The organism is Arcticibacter pallidicorallinus, assembly GCF_003002875.1.
Lineage (GTDB): Bacteria > Bacteroidota > Bacteroidia > Sphingobacteriales > Sphingobacteriaceae > Arcticibacter > Arcticibacter pallidicorallinus.
On record NZ_PVTH01000003.1, the window covers coordinates 433,186 to 447,380 of the forward strand.

General features: G+C 43.0%; 18 protein-coding genes. 6 read left to right on the forward strand and 12 right to left on the reverse strand.

Annotated elements, in window-relative coordinates:
• Positions 1-36 precede the first annotated feature (36 nt).
• The 3 genes from fabD to B0I27_RS06850 are packed head-to-tail and all read right to left on the reverse strand — an operon-like array spanning position 37 to position 2,003.
• Positions 37-915 carry an ACP S-malonyltransferase gene (fabD, locus tag B0I27_RS06840; RefSeq protein WP_106292470.1) on the reverse strand — a complete coding sequence of 293 codons (879 nt, stop codon included), beginning with the start codon at positions 913-915 and terminating at the stop codon, positions 37-39.
• Between the two features lie 22 nt (positions 916-937).
• The gene (gene folE, locus B0I27_RS06845) at positions 938-1,576 is read right to left on the reverse strand and encodes a GTP cyclohydrolase I FolE (protein ID WP_106292471.1); all 639 of its coding nucleotides are present in this window, start codon (positions 1,574-1,576) and stop codon (positions 938-940) included.
• Positions 1,577-1,589: 13 nt separating this feature from the next.
• Positions 1,590-2,003 (reverse strand): 6-pyruvoyl trahydropterin synthase family protein, encoded by a 414-nt coding sequence (locus B0I27_RS06850; RefSeq protein WP_106292472.1) that lies wholly within the window; start codon positions 2,001-2,003, stop codon positions 1,590-1,592.
• Between the two features lie 81 nt (positions 2,004-2,084).
• Between B0I27_RS06850 and mqnB the strand changes: the two genes are divergently transcribed.
• The 3 genes from mqnB to rfaD are packed head-to-tail and all read left to right on the forward strand — an operon-like array spanning position 2,085 to position 4,544.
• The gene (gene mqnB, locus B0I27_RS06855; protein WP_106292473.1) at positions 2,085-2,729 is read left to right on the forward strand and encodes a futalosine hydrolase; all 645 of its coding nucleotides are present in this window, start codon (positions 2,085-2,087) and stop codon (positions 2,727-2,729) included.
• Complete coding sequence (locus tag B0I27_RS06860; protein ID WP_106292474.1) at positions 2,726-3,562, forward strand: 1,4-dihydroxy-6-naphtoate synthase; 837 nt, start codon at positions 2,726-2,728, stop codon at positions 3,560-3,562. The genes mqnB and B0I27_RS06860 overlap by 4 nt, the downstream gene beginning before the upstream one ends.
• Before the next feature lie 16 nt (positions 3,563-3,578).
• On the forward strand, positions 3,579-4,544 hold the full coding sequence (rfaD, locus tag B0I27_RS06865; protein WP_106292475.1) for an ADP-glyceromanno-heptose 6-epimerase: 966 nt from the start codon (positions 3,579-3,581) through the stop codon (positions 4,542-4,544).
• Here rfaD and B0I27_RS06870 read toward each other — a convergent pair.
• From B0I27_RS06870 to B0I27_RS06895, 6 genes are all read right to left on the reverse strand, one after another.
• On the reverse strand, positions 4,539-5,765 hold the full coding sequence (locus tag B0I27_RS06870; RefSeq protein ID WP_106292476.1) for an FtsX-like permease family protein: 1,227 nt from the start codon (positions 5,763-5,765) through the stop codon (positions 4,539-4,541). The genes rfaD and B0I27_RS06870 overlap by 6 nt on opposite strands.
• A gap of 3 nt (positions 5,766-5,768) precedes the next feature.
• Positions 5,769-6,407 (reverse strand): MBL fold metallo-hydrolase, encoded by a 639-nt coding sequence (locus B0I27_RS06875; protein WP_106292477.1) that lies wholly within the window; start codon positions 6,405-6,407, stop codon positions 5,769-5,771.
• An 18-nt stretch (positions 6,408-6,425) separates the two neighbouring features.
• On the reverse strand, positions 6,426-7,010 hold the full coding sequence (gene gldD, locus B0I27_RS06880) for a gliding motility lipoprotein GldD (RefSeq protein WP_106292478.1): 585 nt from the start codon (positions 7,008-7,010) through the stop codon (positions 6,426-6,428).
• Between the two features lies 1 nt (position 7,011).
• On the reverse strand, positions 7,012-7,791 hold the full coding sequence (locus B0I27_RS06885) for a shikimate dehydrogenase family protein (protein WP_106292479.1): 780 nt from the start codon (positions 7,789-7,791) through the stop codon (positions 7,012-7,014).
• Between the two features lie 14 nt (positions 7,792-7,805).
• Positions 7,806-8,573, reverse strand: coding sequence for a phosphosulfolactate synthase (locus tag B0I27_RS06890; RefSeq protein WP_106292480.1), 768 nt, complete (start codon positions 8,571-8,573; stop codon positions 7,806-7,808).
• Between the two features lie 76 nt (positions 8,574-8,649).
• Positions 8,650-10,053, reverse strand: a complete 1,404-nt coding sequence (locus B0I27_RS06895) for a tetratricopeptide repeat protein (protein WP_106292481.1) — start codon at positions 10,051-10,053, stop codon at positions 8,650-8,652.
• 341 nt (positions 10,054-10,394) lie between these two features.
• Here B0I27_RS06895 and B0I27_RS06900 point away from each other — a divergent pair, with 341 nt between their 5' ends.
• From B0I27_RS06900 to B0I27_RS06910, 3 genes are read left to right on the forward strand one after another with little or no spacing between them, the layout of a single operon-like run.
• The gene (locus tag B0I27_RS06900) at positions 10,395-10,730 is read left to right on the forward strand and encodes a hypothetical protein (RefSeq protein ID WP_106292482.1); all 336 of its coding nucleotides are present in this window, start codon (positions 10,395-10,397) and stop codon (positions 10,728-10,730) included.
• On the forward strand, positions 10,730-11,518 hold the full coding sequence (locus tag B0I27_RS06905) for a peptidylprolyl isomerase (protein ID WP_106292483.1): 789 nt from the start codon (positions 10,730-10,732) through the stop codon (positions 11,516-11,518). The genes B0I27_RS06900 and B0I27_RS06905 overlap by 1 nt, the downstream gene beginning before the upstream one ends.
• A gap of 5 nt (positions 11,519-11,523) precedes the next feature.
• Positions 11,524-12,294, forward strand: coding sequence for an exodeoxyribonuclease III (locus B0I27_RS06910; RefSeq protein ID WP_106292484.1), 771 nt, complete (start codon positions 11,524-11,526; stop codon positions 12,292-12,294).
• Here the strand turns inward: B0I27_RS06910 and B0I27_RS06915 are convergent.
• From B0I27_RS06915 to B0I27_RS06925, 3 genes are all read right to left on the reverse strand, one after another.
• Positions 12,248-12,862: a 5-formyltetrahydrofolate cyclo-ligase gene (locus B0I27_RS06915; RefSeq protein WP_106292485.1), complete on the reverse strand. Its 615-nt coding sequence runs from the start codon at positions 12,860-12,862 to the stop codon at positions 12,248-12,250. The genes B0I27_RS06910 and B0I27_RS06915 overlap by 47 nt on opposite strands.
• Before the next feature lie 57 nt (positions 12,863-12,919).
• Positions 12,920-13,480: an elongation factor P gene (efp, locus tag B0I27_RS06920; protein ID WP_106292486.1), complete on the reverse strand. Its 561-nt coding sequence runs from the start codon at positions 13,478-13,480 to the stop codon at positions 12,920-12,922.
• An 80-nt stretch (positions 13,481-13,560) separates the two neighbouring features.
• Positions 13,561-14,187 (reverse strand): ABC transporter ATP-binding protein, encoded by a 627-nt coding sequence (locus B0I27_RS06925; protein WP_106292487.1) that lies wholly within the window; start codon positions 14,185-14,187, stop codon positions 13,561-13,563.
• Positions 14,188-14,195: the final 8 nt, after the last annotated feature.

A 14,195-nucleotide genomic window follows, 5' to 3' on the forward strand; every position in this document is an offset into this window, starting at 1 on the left:
CTCTGATTAAGGGGAAATAACGGGCTGCATGAAATGCTAAAGCGAGGCGCTGGATGTAGGTATAGTGCGATTAACTTTTTTGACAAGGCCCTGAAGGACATTGCCGGGACCAACTTCCGTGAACGATGTTGCGCCATCCTCCAGCATGCGTTGTACGGTTTGCGTCCAACGTACTGGTCCGGTTAACTGCGCGATCAGGTTATGTTTAATGTCTTTCGGATCTGTATATGGCTTAGCGTCGATGTTCTGGTATACGGGGCATGCGGGGGAAACAATAGTTGTGGCCTCTATAGCACTCGCCAGTTCGGCGCGTGCAGCTTCCATTAACGGAGAATGGAAGGCTCCGCTTACGTTTAGCTTCAACGCCCTTTTTGCTCCCTTTTCCAATAAGAATGCACAAGCTTTATCGACTCCTTCTATACTTCCGGAAATAACAAGCTGCCCCGGGCAGTTGTAATTTGCAGGAACGACAATTTCACTAACCATTTCACAGACCTCCTCAACGGTATAGTCGTCTAGTCCGAGGATAGCTGCCATGGTTGAAGGCTGAATTTCACAAGCTTTTTGCATTGCATTAGCTCTGGCGGCCACCAGCCTAAGCCCGTCTTCAAACTGCATCGCTCCAGCAGCGACAAGAGCGGAGAATTCTCCTAAGGAGTGTCCTGCGACCATGTTGGGAGCGAAAGACGACTGCAGGGACTTCGCCAGAATAACAGAATGGAGGAATATTGCGGGTTGTGTAACGTTGGTTTTCTTTAGTTCTTCCTCCGTTCCTTCAAACATGATATCGGTGATGCGAAACCCTAGGATGTTATTCGCTTGTTCAAAAAGCTGTTGCGCTGACTCTTGCTCGTATAGGTCTTTGCCCATTCCAGTGAATTGAGCGCCCTGTCCTGGAAAAATATATGCTTTCATTTGTTAAGTGTTCTTAGCCTGTCTAGTCGAGGCTTGCTGTTATCAAAGTTAAAAATTCTGATCGTGTTCTTTCGTTGGCGAAGGCGCCGGTGAAGGCAGATGTTGTGGTGACGGAGTTTTGCTTTTGAATGCCCCTCATCGACATGCAGAGATGTTTGCATTCGATCACTACGGCCACTCCAAGAGGAGCAAGGGTGCTTTGAATACAATCCCTGATTTCGTTTGTTAAGCGTTCTTGAACCTGAAGCCTTCTCGCAAAAGCATCAACAACTCTTGGGATCTTACTTAATCCGACTATATGTCCGTTTGGAATGTAGGCAATATGAGCTTTGCCAAAAAAAGGAAGAAGGTGATGTTCGCACATCGAATAAACTTCTATGTCCTTTACGACTACCATCTGGCTATATTCCTCTTTAAACATCGCACTTTTTAGTATTTCTTCCGGTTTAAGATCATAGCCATGTGTCAGGAACTGCAATGCTTTGGCTACGCGCTCGGGTGTTTTGAGCAGACCTTCGCGTTGTGGATCTTCACCCAAGTCAGACAATATATCTGAATAGTGTGAGGCAATGCGCTCAATTTTCAAAGGGTCGTACCGATCAACCTTTACATACCCTATTTCGTTCTCTTCTCCTGAATGATCTAAATCGTGTTCTTTCATCTTTATAATAGCCCTATCGGCCGTAATATTCTACGTAATTGTTTTCTGTTTCCACAAGTTTAACCCTGTGAAGTACTACTCCCGCATCTTTGATATGGGGATCAAGCTGATTGAAAATTTCTATACAAAGGACTTCGGTGGATGCCATCTTGCCCGACATAAAATCTACATCTAGGTTGACGTTTTTGTGGTCAAGCTTGTCGACAACGTATTTCTGTACGATATGCTTAAGGATTTTTAAGTCAAGTACATATCCGGTTTCAGGATTTACATCGCCCTTCACCGTCACAAAAAGCTCGTAATTGTGTCCGTGCCAGTTGGGGTTAGCACATTTACCGAAAATTTCCAGATTTTTCTCTGCACTCCATTCCTCCCGGAAAAGTTTATGAGCAGCATTGAACCGTTCTCGTCGGGTGATGTATATCATTTATAAATCTTAAGTTGCGAATATAGGCAAAACTGATGTCTATATGATTTGTCGGGATGATGCTTTCTGTATATTCGTGCAATGAAATCACTGATTGTGTCCGCTACAGAATCTGAGATAGCTCCTTTCCTTTCTCACTTCGGCTTCAAAAATGGGTCCAACTATTTAAATGGAAATCAGATTGTTGTTCTCCTTACCGGGGTTGGAATGGTTGCAACAGCATTTTCTATGGGGCGGATACTCGAGAAAGACTCGTTCGATTTTGCGCTTAATGTGGGAATAGCCGGTAGTTTCAATGAAGGGCTTAGTTTAGGAGATGTTGTGCATGTGACCGAAGACTGTTTTTCAGAACTCGGCGCGATGGATGGGGCATCGTTTCTTTCGATCGACCAATTGGGCTTTGGAAGCGCGGTGATGACCCCCTTTCCTAGTGAATCTTTAGATGTACTACTTTCATCTGAGAAGAGAATGAAGGGCATTACGGTTAATTGTGTCCATGGGAGTGATGAAGAGATTGTACTGGTAAAGGATAGGTTTCGTCCGGATATTGAAACAATGGAAGGTGCAGCATTTTTTTACGCCTGTAATCAAGTCGGGCTTCCTGCAGTTCAATTAAGATCTATATCTAACTACGTTGAAAAGCGCGACAAATCAAAATGGAATATTCCCCTCGCAATTGAAACAATTAATAAACGTTTAATAGAATTATATACCGCAATAAGATGAAACTTAAATTAGGCTTCTCACCATGTCCGAATGATACCTTCATTTTCGACGCTATGATCCATCATAAAATTGATACGGAAGGTCTCGAGTTTGAAGTGTTCTACGATGATGTAGAGACCTTGAACCAGAAATCTTTCAGTCAGGATCTTGATATCACGAAGCTGAGTTTCCATGCATATGCTTATTGTGTAAGTAACTATGTTCTCCTTGATTCTGGTAGCGCGCTAGGTTATGGAGTGGGGCCATTGGTGATTTCTAAGTTACCGTACGATGGTTCCGGCAATATTGGCAAAAATACAACGGTAGCCATTCCCGGTAAGTTCACGACGGCAAGTTTTCTCTTTGGACTTGCATTTCCGCAGGTAAAGAACAAGATAGAAATGGTGTTCTCAGCGATTGAAGACGCCGTCCTTAACGACGAAGTGGACCTCGGGCTCATTATCCATGAGAACAGGTTTACCTACCAGCAAAAGGGACTGCACAAAGTCATCGACCTGGGCGCATTTTGGGAAGAAAAAACCGGTTGCCCGATCCCGTTGGGTGGAATAGTGATCAAGAGAAGCCTGAACGCGGATATCAAGAACCGGGTGAACAGAGTAATCCGGAGAAGCGTAGAGTACGCCTTTGAAAACCCCCAGTCGGGTATCGATTTCATTCGCAGCCATGCTCAAGCGATGGACGATGAGGTTATGTATAAGCACATCGAGCTTTACGTCAACAAATATTCTGTAGATTTGGGGCAGGAAGGCCGGAATGCTATCGAATTGATGTTCGCTAAAGCTGTAGGTGCCGGCGTCATCCCCCATGTTAAAGAACACTTATTTCTTTCATAATTAAGCTTTCCTTATAATGATAGTAATCACAGGAGCAGCAGGCTTTATCAGTAGCTGCCTCATTCAGAAATTGAACAGTGAAGGTTTCTATGATCTTGTTTTAGTAGATGACTTCTCGCGACCTGAACAGAATAAAAACTTCCAGGGTAAACGGTATTCTCAGCTTGTAGAGCGGGATGTTTTTTTGGAATGGATCGTTCAAAACCATCTTCATATTCAATTTATATTTCATCTGGGTGCGAGAACGGATACCACCGAATTTAACCGCACATTACTTGATGAGCTTAATCTCGACTACTCTAAAAAGGTTTGGAATGCCTGCGTAGAGTTTGGTCTTCCACTGGTCTATGCATCGTCTGCAGCGACTTACGGGCTTGGTGAAAATGGATATGATGATGACGAGTCTGCGTTATCTCATCTTAAGCCGTTGAATCCGTATGGAGAGTCAAAGAATGATTTTGATATATGGGCACTTCAACAGGAACGAAGTCCTTATTTCTGGGCAGGTCTTAAGTTTTTCAACGTCTACGGTCCAAACGAGTACCATAAAAAAAGAATGGCCTCTGTCGTTTTTCATACGTTTAACCAAATAAAGGAAACTGGCGGAATGAAGTTGTTTCAATCCCATAATCCTAAATTTAAAGACGGAGAGCAAATGCGTGATTTTGTTTATGTGAAGGATGTGACAGAGGTTCTGTTTTTCTTCATGCTTCACAGGAAAAACTCAGGGATTTATAACCTGGGTTCGGGAGAGGCAAGAACATTCCTTGATCTGGCGAACAATACCTTCAGGGCGCTTGGAAAAGAACCACAAATTGCCTTTATCCCGACACCTGAAGACATTCGGGATAAATATCAATACTTTACAGAAGCCAACATGACCAAGCTTCGGTCCATAGGATACCACAAGCCCTTTCATACACTTGAGGAAGGCGTAAGTGATTACGTTACCAACTATCTCGTTTCAGGTAGCTACTTATAATTGTTCTTTCATCTGGCTAAGCGTTTTAACGCTTAGCCGAGATGAAATTCGTGAGGTAATTACAGAAATGACCGTGACGGTTAAGAAAACCAGGATAAAATCTGATACTTGAAGACCTATGGGATAGGCATCTGACTCGAAGCTGACATCAGCCATGGTAATGAATCCATACCGTTGCTGTGCCAGGCAAAAAGCAAGTCCGGCAGCCATTCCGGTTATACAGCCGATCAGCGAGATCATCATGCCTTCCATGAAGAAAATCTGTTGGATTAGTGAGTTGCTTGCCCCTATACTATTTAAGATTACGATATCTTTCTTTTTATCGATGACAAGCATAGTCAGCGACCCGACGATATTGAATACTGCAATAATCAAAACGAAGGTTAGAATAATAAATATCGCCCACTTTTCCGAGTTCAGAATTTTGTAGAGAAGCTCGTTTTGTTGAATTCTGTTTTTAACCACGTACCCATCGCCCAGTTTTTCTGAGATCTCCTCTTGAAACTTTTCAATCGATATACCCGGGTGCAGGTAGATCTCTACTGCCGAAACGTTCTGTTTCTCTTCCAGGAGCTGCCTCGCAAAGTCCATTGAAACAATAACTGTTTCGTCAAATTGGGGTTGAATCTGAAAGACTCCCGAAGGTTGAACTGACTTCAGCGTGATTTCATCTGCCGGGTTTATGGAGTTTCCTGCACCTTTACGTGGCGAATAAATGTTCAGCGGCTCAAAATCATTGTGAATATTCAGCGTAAGATAGAGTTGTACGAGAGAGCCCACTACAGCATAATTAGTTTCCCCTTCACGGAGAGTGAAGGAACCCTCCAGCAATGTGCTGTCCAATTGCTTACGTTTCAGAAAGTCGTCACTAACCCCTTTTACCATCGCAATATGCTGTCTTTCTCCGTATCTTAATAAAGCTTTCTCCTGAAGGACTTCCGTATAGTTTTCAATACGCTGATCTTTCTTTAAAGAAAGGAACGCTTGAGCGTTAGGATCGAAACTCTTGCCTTTTGAAGGCTCTACAATGATTTCGGATGTGAATGTGTTATACATGGAAAGAACAACATTCTCAAATCCATTAAAAACGGATAGGATGATGATCAGTGCAGCGCTCCCTACAAATACGCCCAGCATCGAAATCCCCGATATGAAGTTGATGGCATTGACCGACTTCTTCGAAAAAAGGTACCGCTTAGCGATAAAGTAGGGCGTATTCATTTTCTAGTTTAGAAAAGGATTAAACTGCTTTTCGAAGCCGATCGTAGTTTCTGGGCCATGTCCCGGATATACTTTACAAGAGTCAGGAAGTGCGAAGATATTTTCTCTTATGCTGCGTAAAAGCTGGTTGTGATTTCCGCCCGGGAGATCTGTGCGTCCGATACTCCTATAGAACAAAACGTCGCCACCAATCAGGATACTATCCTCTGCACTGTAGAAACATATATGGGCAGGGGAATGTCCGGGGGCGAAAATTATCTCCAAACTACTGTTGCCGAAACTAATGGTTCCTGTTTCGCCAAGAAAGCTAACAGGCAGGGGCGATACGTCATACTGTATGCCCATGCCAGCAGAATAGGCCGGTACTGATGTGATTACGGGTAATTCCCCTTCGTGAAACTGGGGTAGCAAACCATAACTATCGAAAACAAACTTATTTCCAAGCACATGATCAATATGGCAGTGAGTGTTAAGCAAAAGCGTGGGGCTGAGTTTGTTTTCTGATATGAATTGGGTAACTGTATTTTGCTCTGCACCAGTATACATTCCCGGATCGATAATAACGCACTGTCCGGTTTCATCATATAAAAGATAGGTGTTTTCCTGGAAAGGATTACAAACGAAGGATTTTACCTGTATCATAGTTTATGTTCTAAGGCGTTACTTCCAATGGAATGATTTAATTAATGTATCTAAGTCCTTCTTTATAAAGGCCAGGACCGGTTTTATGGAATCTGCTCGCGGCTCTTCATTAAAGTACAACGCAGCCCTGAGATAGTGTCGGGTGCTATCAGTTAAATAAAATTGTGCGAACGAAGCCGTATTCCCTTCTATGGTATAATATACACCAAATTTCCGTTTGTCTGGATCATATATTCTGGCCTCATCGATAGCAGTAGCTTTCGACGTATGCTTAAATGCAAAAGTTCGCGAGTCTTCGGTTAGCTCATTCAATGCTTCGCTTGAAGTTATCGGATGATAGCTAAGATGAATCGTGGCGTTAAATTGAGGGAGGGAGATGTTTTGCCAGCACCGCTGTCTGTTGGCAGAGCTATCGGGGCTAATCTCAGCATATAAAGGATATTCAAAAGAAAACGGGCAGGCACCATCGTACCGCTGATAGGATTTTTTTGGCAAATCAATCCGATAAAACCCTCTCGGCTTGGGCGAATACGTTTCACTGCAGGAGACACTCAGCAATATCGCCATAGCAAAACTAAGGTAAGTAATGGCCTCCAACTTCATATCAGCTATTCCATATCTCCCAGGATCTTTCAGCTTGCAAACGAAGCATTTCCTCTCCATTTTTAGTCATTGCTCCCTGTTCTTTTCCTTTTTTTAGAAATAGAGTCTCTGATGGGTTGTAAACCAAATCGTAAAGGAGATGCTTGTCTGTGAGGTGTTCGTAGGGAATGTCCGGAAACGACTCCACAGCAGGGGACATCCCTACGGGTGTTGCATTTATGATCACCGTATACTCAGCAAGCATTTCGGCGGAGATGTCAGAGTAGAGGATTTGCTTTCTCGATCTCTTTCTTGAAACAATCTTATAATCGATGCCCAGCTTTCCCAGAACGTAGGTTACAGCTCTTGATGAGCCTCCGCTGCCCAGAACCAGGGCCTTGGTATGATGTTTTCGTAAAAGCGGTTTCAGTGATAGTTCAAAACCGTAACAATCTGTATTGTATCCTTCTAAACGCATCTTCATTGAAGATACCTCGCCCGTAAAGAAAGATTCCAGTGGTCTGCTTTTGATTACTTTAATGCAGTTGACAGCATCGATAGCCTTGGCGTCAGCATCCACCTTATCCAGATAAAACATAATACCGATCTTATGGGGGATGGTTACGTTTAAACCGCAGAGATCTGGATTTGATTGAATAAGATCTTCGAAATCACTCAGTTGCTCAATCGGGTAAAGCTCGTATACATGATCTTGTAGCCCTTCTTGTTCAAATTTTTTCGTGAAGTAAAGCTTAGAAAAAGAATGCCCTAGCGGATACCCTATCAACCCAAATCTTTTCATGTGTATCCCTTATGTTATATAGAATTTAAAAAGTGATTGAAGGTATCACCTCTTAGTCCCAAACGGATAGTCTCCAATGGAATAACTTCAGCAGGTGCGATATTTCCCAAATTAACATTGGCGCCTATGAGTTTTATAAACCATACCTGCTGATCTTTTTGAGGAGCTTCCCAGATAATTTTATCTTTTGGTATTTCGGTAAGGATCTCGTCAATCAAGCCTTCTCTGACTTCTCCGGACTCTCTGTAGATACCCACATTTCCTCCTTCGCGCGATTCCGCTATGAGCTTCCATGAACCCGCTTCCAGCTCAGCCTTCATAAGCTTAATCCATTTGTATGGGGCAAATATTTTTTGGGCATCTTTCGATCCAACTTCAGAAATTACGGTTACTTGCTCACTTAGCTTGCGTATGTAATTGCATTTCTCATCATGTGGAATCTCAATGGAGCCGTCCGAAACCTCCGCATAATTCATTCCATACTTGTCCAGAACTCGTTGATAATCTTCAAACTGGTTCCTAATTACAAACGCTTCAAAGAGTGTCCCTCCGAAATAGACGGGAATGCCCGCATCCTGATAGACCTTTAGTTTTGTATCCAGATTAGGAGTGACATACGAAGTTGTCCATCCTAATTTGACGATATCTATATGTGGACCAGCGACTTCCAGTAAGTTTTCAATTTCCCTGATGCTTAAGCCCTTGTCCATAACCATAGTCAAACCGTGGTCGCGAGGCTTAAGAGTTCTAAGTGGAACGTTCTTTAAACTAAAATTTAACATACGGCTACAAATCTCAAAAAAAAATCCAATACTGAGGTTAAAGGTATTGGATTAATATAAAATTATGGTTAAACGACTAAATTAAGTATTTGTTAATTATTTCTATTATCACTTTATTGGACTGTAACTGAGGTAAGTACTCAAATAAAATCTCATGTTTAGTTGGGTCAATCTTAAGAGCTGTCTCGAGAGTTTCCAACGCCTCATTAAACTTACCCGTAGCTAATATGTAGGCTACCATTCTATAATACAGTTCGGCAGCATCGGGATTGTTCTTTATACCTTCCAGAATGGTTTCAGTAGCCCGTTCCAGTTCGTTCAATTCATACAAAACAGAGGAAAAGTCTAACCATGCGTCAGGATCAAGAGGGTCAAGTTCAACAACTTTTTGATAGGCCTGTTCTGATGCTTCCAGATTACCAAGCTTGTAATTAGCATCGGCTATGCCAAACCAATAGTCGGGGAACGACTCGTCAGAATCGCGCGCCTTTTTAAAATAATGAAGGGATTCAAAGATTCTCCCCTCTGCATCAAGAGTGACACCAATTCCATACCAGGCGTCTCCAAGATCCGGATTAATCTTTACCGCTTTTTTATAATAAGACCGGGCTTCCTCCATCTGTTCCAGCTTCTCATAACACTCGCCGAGTGAACACAACGTGTCTGCGTTAGGTTGTTCATAATTCAACGACTGCTTGAAAACTTCTATAGCCTCTTCGTGCTTTTCAAGATGGATCAGAGAATTCCCCTTATTATAGTAAGCTGAGGAGAAGTCTTCTTTAATCAAAATCGAATAATCATAAGCATCTACTGCTTTTTCATACAAACCAAGTTTATGATAAGCGTTGCCAAGATTGTACCAGGCAGGATAGGAGTAAGGGTCGTTATCAATATATTGCTTGTAGAAATCTATACATTCATCCTGCCGGTTGGTTACATCGTAACAGAATGCAAGTTCATAAAGTGCATCCTGATTTTCCATGTTTTGTTCAAGCGCGGCTTTGAGGTTGACTATCGCACTTTCATAATCGTTAAGGTTTTGGTAAACCAATGCAATCTGGAGTAATATCTCATCAGTATTTTCAGCCAAAGCACAGGCTTTCTGATAGTTATCGAGCGCCTCATGATGCCGATCCTGGGATTCATATATATTTCCTCTCAGGAGATATATGTCTGGATCTGATGGTTCAAGTATTTCCGCTTTCTCGAGTGCCCGAAACGCTTTGTCAGGCTCACTTGTAGCCATATAAAGCTGGCATTGCTTGAGTAAAAACACGGCCGCAAAAGGGTGCTGGTTTATCGCATATTCAACCACCTGTAAAGCCTTTATCGGATCATTGTGTGAAATATAATACTGGATGATACTTTCAAACGCCCTCGAGTCAAAAAAAAGCTGATCCTCATTCCTGATCATCTCTTCATAACGCTCCACTGAAAATTTAGGATCCTCAGAGAACTCAAATTCAAAATCTTCTTCCATAAATATCTATGCTTAAAGAACGTCTGCAATCAACTTAAAGTATAATTTCGATCCGCACTGCCTTCGTTACGCTTAAAATAACGAAACTAAAAGAAGAATCCAGGGGTAGACTTATCCACACCGCTCATTTAACTAAAATAAAACATTCAGAGACAAGTAAGTAAAGCATTCTCCTGTGGATAAAATATTCCCGGTAAGCGTGTATTCCCGGTTGCATTAATTTTAATATAATAATATTAGTGCAATTTTGTTTAATTAAGATGCCGTTTTATCGGTCACATAGGCGTTTGATGCCACCAACTTTATTATGTTTGCTTGATTATCTAAATTGAATAATTATCATGAAACCTGCTGAGATAAATAAGAAATGGGCAGACCTGCAGGAAAGAATCGCTTCCGATTTTGATACTGAGAAACCCGACATTAAGGTTATGCTTTTTCTGATCGGAGTGCAGGAGCTTGGCAAAGGCCCCAGGAAATTCTCAAAGCGACAGAAAGAGGAGCTAATGCATATAGCCAATTGCAGGCTCTTTAGCGAGCTCGGCTTCTATGAACTCGAGGGATTGGATCAGGATGGATGGCCACACTGGAAGTTAGTTAAAGAAATTCCTAGGTATACACTCATGGAGCAGGATATGCTGTTAAAATCACTTATCGTTAACTATTTCGAACAATAATGAAGCATTTTTTTTCCATAACTATCTTGATTACGATCCTTGGTTCTTCTTTGGTCCAGGGTAAAGATGTTAGTTCGAACGGTCACAATCTTCGAATCGACATATTCGAGAAGCTGTTCGGTGGAGCCTCAAAAATCAAATACGTAAGCATCAAAACAGAACAGGGAGAAGCGATTGTTAAGTTGTATAACGAAACGCCGTTACATCGCGATAACTTCCTCAAGCTAGCTAAAAAAGGCTATTTTAATGGCACGTTATTTCACCGTGTCATACCATCGTTTATGATCCAGGGCGGAGATCCTGATTCTCGAAACGCAGCGGCAGGCCGGATGCTGGGTGATGGCGGCCCTGAATATACCGTTCCTGCAGAATTTAACGATAGCCTTTTCCACAAGAAGGGTGCACTGGCTGCGGCAAGAGATGATAACCCGGCGAGAGCATCCAGTGGCTCCCAGTTTTATCTTGTCCAGGGTAAGACATATACGGATGAGGAACTTGATCGGGTAGAAAAAGTTCGTTTGAAAGGCAGGAAACTTCCTGAGAAACACAGGGCAATTTACAAAACACTAGGGGGCGCACCCTTCCTGGATCAAAGCTATACTGTTTTCGGAGAAGTTGTCAAAGGTTATGAGATGGTCGATGCCGTCGCGGGCGCTCCCAGAGATCAGAACGACAGGCCCCTCCTAAACATTGCTATGCAAGTTACGGTCCTGAAAAACAGGGATGTAAGAAGGCTGGAAAAACAACTTAAACAAGATGCCTTCCGGAATAAACTGATCATGAAGTAAAGAAAATGAAGCTTATTACATATAATGTTAACGGTATTCGTTCGGCCGTTAGCAAAAATTGGGTAGACTGGCTGCAAGCAGCCGATCCAGATATTGTCTGCCTGCAGGAAATTAAAGCCTCCCCAGATCAGCTATCCTCCATTCTTTCGGCAGTCGAGGCGTTAGGCTATGAGCATTATTGGTATCCCGCTCAGAAAAAGGGCTACAGTGGAACTGCCATTTTGACCAAGGTCAGTCCTAAACATGTCGAATACGGCTGCGGGGAATGCGATTACGACTTCGAAGGAAGGATACTTCGTGCAGACTTCGACGGCTTTTCCGTGATGAGTTCCTACTTTCCTTCCGGTTCCAGCGGTGACTTGAGACAAGCCTTCAAATACCGTTTCCTGGACGATTTCCAGGCTTATATAGACAAACTTAAGCAGGAGCATCCTAATCTGATCATATCGGGTGACTACAATATTTGCCACAAGCCAATAGATATCCATAACCCCAGGTCAAATGCTAAATCGTCCGGATTCCTGCCGGCGGAGAGAGAGTGGATGGAGAATTTCATAAACTCTGGGTTTATTGATTCGTTCAGGCATTTCAATGAGGACCCCCATCATTACACCTGGTGGAGTTTCAGAGCCGGTGCACGCGCTAAAAACCTTGGATGGCGTATTGACTACAATCTGGTTAGCGAAAGCCTTAGAGGGGCGCTTAAGCGTTCATCTATTCTCAACCTGGCTACTCATTCGGATCATTGTCCGGTTCTGGTTGAGCTGGACGTGTAAAATTCCATACTTTTTCCGGAGTTACGCATGCATCCAGGCGTACGTCATGGCTCTCATGGGGAATGATGGTGCTCAGGGGCTCGAAATAGGAGAGCCCCACTTTTAAGGCGTCCGGACGGCAGGTTGACAAGAACCGGTCGTAAAAACCCTTCCCATAACCCAGTCTATTACCGTCAACGTCGCATGCGAGTAGCGGAATAACGATAAGATCAATCTTGCCGACAGGAACTTCCTCCCCTGAAAGAGGCTCCGTTATACCCCAGGCATTCATGGACAAAGGTGTAGAATCGTCCCAGCGAATATGCTTTAAAGTGCAGGAAACCAGATCGCTTTTAGGCAAGATCAGCTGTATCTGCTTATAATGAAGTCTGATGCGCTCGCTGATAAAAAGGCTATCTATCTCATGCTTTCCGGGGATGGGATAGTAGATATGCAAATAACGAACGTTGCCCAGGTCAAGAGAAAAAAAATTAGATGCGATCTTCTCACTGAGGGCTTCAAGTTGCTCCGACTGAAGTTCCTTTCGCTTTTTCATACAGGCGCTTCTAAGCGCTCTTTTATCTTTCATACCTGTAAACGAAAAGAGCCTTACATCGTAAAGCTCTTATATATAAATGCGATTTCGTTATTTAACTCGTTCAATGTATTCTCCTGTTCGGGTATCAACCCTGACCTTCTCTCCCTGATTGATAAAAAGAGGAACCTTTATTTCGACACCCGTTTCTACAGTGGCGTATTTCAGTGCGTTGGTCGATGTGTCGCCTTTCACCGCAGGCTCTGTATATGTAATCTCCAGCTCTACGCTTGTTGGTGCTTGCCCCATAATCGGCTCATCACTTTCGAAGGCTATGATCACGTTCATACCCTCTTTCAGGAACTTCGCAGCATCACCAAATAGAATCTTGGGGATGTTATGTTGTTCGAAAGTATTATTATCCATTACAACGAAGAAGTCACCGTCAGAATAAAGATATTGATAGGTACTAGTTTCAACCCGGCATATTTCCACCTCTTCATCCGTGCGGAAGCGGTATTCAACTAACTTTCCGGTTTTAACATTCCTCATTCTGGCCTGGTAAAATGCCCTTAAGTTGCCGGGTGTTCGGTGAATTAATTCCTCTACTGCAATCAGTTCACCATTAAAGCGTAGAATATTGCCATTCTTGATATCAGAAGCCTTTGCCATAGTAGTCTTTCGTTAAGCGACAAAGATATAGATTTTCAGAAATACCAGACACTTGCAGTATCATTTGAAAGCAGGTCAGCTTACTGGGTTTTCTTATAGTCGGTTATCTTCAGTTGGTGATCACAGAAGTCATATTCAAAATCTTGGTTGGAGCATACGATCAGAGTTCGGCCTTTACCGAATTGGCCGACGATATCCTTGTACCATGCAGTTCCTGCCATATCCAGATTTGAGGCAGGTTCGTCAAGAAGGACCAGCGATGTATCAGAGCATAGGGCCAGAGCAAGCTTTGTGCGCTGCTTCATTCCCGATGAAAAATATTTCAGGGGCTTTGACGACGACCTTTCAAGACCAAGGAGGGAAATAATCTGTTTCGTCGTCAATTGATCGAGAGGACGCTTGAAACGAAAGTGGAAGTCGAGCAGCTCGGTCAGACTAAACTCTTCAATTAGCTCCAGATACGGAGCCGCAATGGAAACGTTTTGATAAACGCTTTCAATATCAACAGGCGTGTCACCCTGCATATATGCAATCGTTCCTGATGATGGCGTTAAGCTCCCGGCTATCACCTGTAAGAGGGTCGACTTCCCTGAGCCATTATGTCCAAGTATAGCGTAAGACTGACCACTCTCAAAGGTATGGTCGATCCCCTCAAAAATCCATTCACGGTTAAAACGCCGGCCAATATTACTCAGTATAACGTCCATTATAATAA

Coding starts and splice junctions, on each gene's coding strand:
- fabD (WP_106292470.1), bottom strand. CDS start 915: ATGAAAGCATATATTTTTCCAGGACAGGGCGCTCAATTCACTGGAATG.
- folE (WP_106292471.1), bottom strand. CDS start 1,576: ATGAAAGAACACGATTTAGATCATTCAGGAGAAGAGAACGAAATAGGG.
- B0I27_RS06850 (WP_106292472.1), bottom strand. CDS start 2,003: ATGATATACATCACCCGACGAGAACGGTTCAATGCTGCTCATAAACTT.
- mqnB (WP_106292473.1), top strand. CDS start 2,085: ATGAAATCACTGATTGTGTCCGCTACAGAATCTGAGATAGCTCCTTTC.
- B0I27_RS06860 (WP_106292474.1), top strand. CDS start 2,726: ATGAAACTTAAATTAGGCTTCTCACCATGTCCGAATGATACCTTCATT.
- rfaD (WP_106292475.1), top strand. CDS start 3,579: ATGATAGTAATCACAGGAGCAGCAGGCTTTATCAGTAGCTGCCTCATT.
- B0I27_RS06870 (WP_106292476.1), bottom strand. CDS start 5,765: ATGAATACGCCCTACTTTATCGCTAAGCGGTACCTTTTTTCGAAGAAG.
- B0I27_RS06875 (WP_106292477.1), bottom strand. CDS start 6,407: ATGATACAGGTAAAATCCTTCGTTTGTAATCCTTTCCAGGAAAACACC.
- gldD (WP_106292478.1), bottom strand. CDS start 7,010: ATGAAGTTGGAGGCCATTACTTACCTTAGTTTTGCTATGGCGATATTG.
- B0I27_RS06885 (WP_106292479.1), bottom strand. CDS start 7,791: ATGAAAAGATTTGGGTTGATAGGGTATCCGCTAGGGCATTCTTTTTCT.
- B0I27_RS06890 (WP_106292480.1), bottom strand. CDS start 8,573: ATGTTAAATTTTAGTTTAAAGAACGTTCCACTTAGAACTCTTAAGCCT.
- B0I27_RS06895 (WP_106292481.1), bottom strand. CDS start 10,053: ATGGAAGAAGATTTTGAATTTGAGTTCTCTGAGGATCCTAAATTTTCA.
- B0I27_RS06900 (WP_106292482.1), top strand. CDS start 10,395: ATGAAACCTGCTGAGATAAATAAGAAATGGGCAGACCTGCAGGAAAGA.
- B0I27_RS06905 (WP_106292483.1), top strand. CDS start 10,730: ATGAAGCATTTTTTTTCCATAACTATCTTGATTACGATCCTTGGTTCT.
- B0I27_RS06910 (WP_106292484.1), top strand. CDS start 11,524: ATGAAGCTTATTACATATAATGTTAACGGTATTCGTTCGGCCGTTAGC.
- B0I27_RS06915 (WP_106292485.1), bottom strand. CDS start 12,862: ATGAAAGATAAAAGAGCGCTTAGAAGCGCCTGTATGAAAAAGCGAAAG.
- efp (WP_106292486.1), bottom strand. CDS start 13,480: ATGGCAAAGGCTTCTGATATCAAGAATGGCAATATTCTACGCTTTAAT.
- B0I27_RS06925 (WP_106292487.1), bottom strand. CDS start 14,187: ATGGACGTTATACTGAGTAATATTGGCCGGCGTTTTAACCGTGAATGG.